This window comes from Pseudoduganella ginsengisoli (genome assembly GCF_009720865.1).
GTDB classification, from domain to species: Bacteria; Pseudomonadota; Gammaproteobacteria; order Burkholderiales; family Burkholderiaceae_D; genus Rugamonas; species Rugamonas ginsengisoli.
On sequence record NZ_WNLA01000062.1, the window covers coordinates 1 to 2352 of the forward strand.

The window sequence follows — 2352 nt, forward strand, 5'->3', positions numbered from 1 at the left end:
GCTCAGTCGTGGCCGGTTCCGTGGTCGAAGGCTCGGTGGTTGCTGGCTCAGTCGTGGCCGGTTCCGTTGTCGATGGCTCGGTGGTTGCTGGCTCAGTCGTGGCCGGTTCCGTCGTCGAAGGTTCCGTCGTCGAAGGTTCCGTCGTCGCTGGCTCAGTCGTAGCTGGCTCCGTCGTCGATGGCTCGGTGGTGGCTGGCTCAGTCGTGGCCGGCTCCGTCGTCGAAGGCTCCGTGGTGGCTGGCTCAGTCGTAGCCGGTTCCGTTGGCGAAGGCTCCGTGGTTGCTGGCTCAGTTGTAGCAGGTTCCGTCGTCGAAGGTTCCGTGGTGGCGGGCTCAGTCATGGCCGGTTCCGTCGTCGATGGCTCAGTGGTTCCTGGCTCAGTCGTGGCCGGTTCCGTCGTCGAAGGTTCGGTGGTCGCTGGCTCAGTCGTAGCCGGTTCCGTCGTCGAAGGCTCAGTGGTGGTTGGCTCAGTCGTAGCAGGTTCCGTTGTCGAAGGTTCCGTGGTGACTGGTTCAGTCGTGGCCGGTTCAGTCGTCGAAGGCTCGGTGGTCGCTGGCTCAGTCGTGGCCGGTTCCGTTGTCGAAGGCTCCGTAGTGGCTGGCTCAGTCGTAGCCGGTTCCGTCGTCGAAGGCTCAGTCGTGGCTGGCTCAGTCGTGGCCGGCTCCGTCGTCGAAGGCTCCGTGGTGGCTGGCTCCGTGGTTGCTGGCTCAGTCGTAGCAGGTTCCGTCGTCGAAGGTTCCGTGGTGGCGGGCTCAGTCGTGGCCGGTTCCGTCGTCGAAGGTTCCGTGGTGGCTGGCTCAGTCGTGGCCGGTTCCGTCGTCGAAGGCTCAGTGGTGGCTGGTTCAGTCGTAGCAGGTTCCGTTGTCGAAGGTTCCGTGGTCGCTGGCTCAGTCGTAGCCGGTTCTGTCGTCGACGGCTCGGTGGTTGCTGGTTCAGTCGTAGCCGGTTCCGTTGGCGAAGGTTCCGTGGTCGCTGGCTCAGTCGTAGCCGGTTCCGTTGTCGAAGGCTCGGTGGTTGCTGGCTCAGTCGTGGCCGGTTCAGTCGTCGAAGGTTCGGTGGTTGCTGGCTCAGTCGTGGCCGGTTCAGTCGTCGAAGGTTCGGTGGTTGCTGGCTCAGTCGTGGCCGGTTCCGTCGTCGAAGGTTCCGTCGTCGCTGGCTCAGTCGTCGATGGCTCGGTGGTGGCTGGCTCAGTCGTGGCCGGTTCAGTTGTCGATGGCTCGGTGGTTGCTGGCTCAGTCGTAGCTGGCTCCGTCGTCGATGGCTCGGTGGTGGCTGGCTCAGTCGTGGCCGGTTCCGTTGTCGAAGGTTCCGTGGTGGCTGGCTCAGTCGTAGCTGGTTCCGTTGTCGAAGGTTCCGTGGTCGCTGGCTCAGTCGTGGCCGGCTCCGTCGTCGATGGCTCGGTGGTTGCTGGTTCAGTCGTAGCCGGTTCCGTTGTCGAAGGCTCCGTGGTGGCTGGCTCAGTCGTGGCCGGTTCGGTCGTCGAAGGCTCGGTGGTCGCTGGCTCAGTCGTGGCCGGTTCCGTTGTCGATGGCTCGGTCGTCGAAGGTTCCGTGGTGGCGGGCTCAGTCGTGGCCGGTTCAGTCGTCGAAGGTTCGGTGGTTGCTGGCTCAGTCGTAGCCGGTTCCGTTGTCGAAGGTTCGGTGGTCGCTGGCTCAGTCGTAGCCGGCTCCGTCGTCGATGGCTCGGTGGTTCCTGGCTCAGTCGTGGCCGGTTCCGTCGTCGATGGTTCGGTGGTCGCTGGCTCAGTCGTGGCTGGTTCCGTTGTCGAAGGTTCCGTGGTGGCTGGTTCAGTCGTGGCCGGTTCCGTCGTCGAAGGCTCGGTGGTCGCTGGCTCAGTCGTGGCCGGTTCCGTTGTCGATGGTTCGGTGGTCGCTGGCTCAGTCGTAGCCGGTTCCGTTGTCGAAGGCTCGGTGGTGGCTGGCTCAGTCGTAGCCGGTTCGGTCGTCGAAGGCTCGGTGGTCGCTGGCTCAGTCGTGGCCGGTTCCGTGGTCGAAGGCTCGGTGGTTGCTGGCTCAGTCGTGGCCGGTTCCGTCGTCGAAGGTTCCGTCGTCGAAGGTTCCGTCGTCGCTGGCTCAGTCGTCGATGGCTCGGTGGTGGCTGGCTCAGTCGTGGCCGGCTCCGTCGTCGAAGGCTCCGTGGTGGCTGGCTCAGTCGTAGCCGGTTCCGTTGGCGAAGGCTCCGTGGTTGCTGGCTCAGTCGTAGCAGGTTCCGTCGTCGAAGGTTCCGTGGTTGCTGGTTCAGTCGTGGCCGGTTCCGTCGTCGAAGGTTCGGTGGTTGCTGGCTCAGTCGTAGCCGGTTCGGTCGTCGAAGGCTCGGTGGTCGCTGGCTCAGTCGTGGCCGGTTCCGTTGTCG

At 64.8% G+C, this 2352-nt stretch carries 1 protein-coding gene; it reads left to right on the forward strand.

The annotated features are described in order from the left end of the window. Positions 1 to 2352, forward strand: a 2352-nt coding sequence (locus GM668_RS30720) for a YadA family autotransporter adhesin (RefSeq protein ID WP_170305927.1), incomplete at both ends; no start/stop codon positions are given.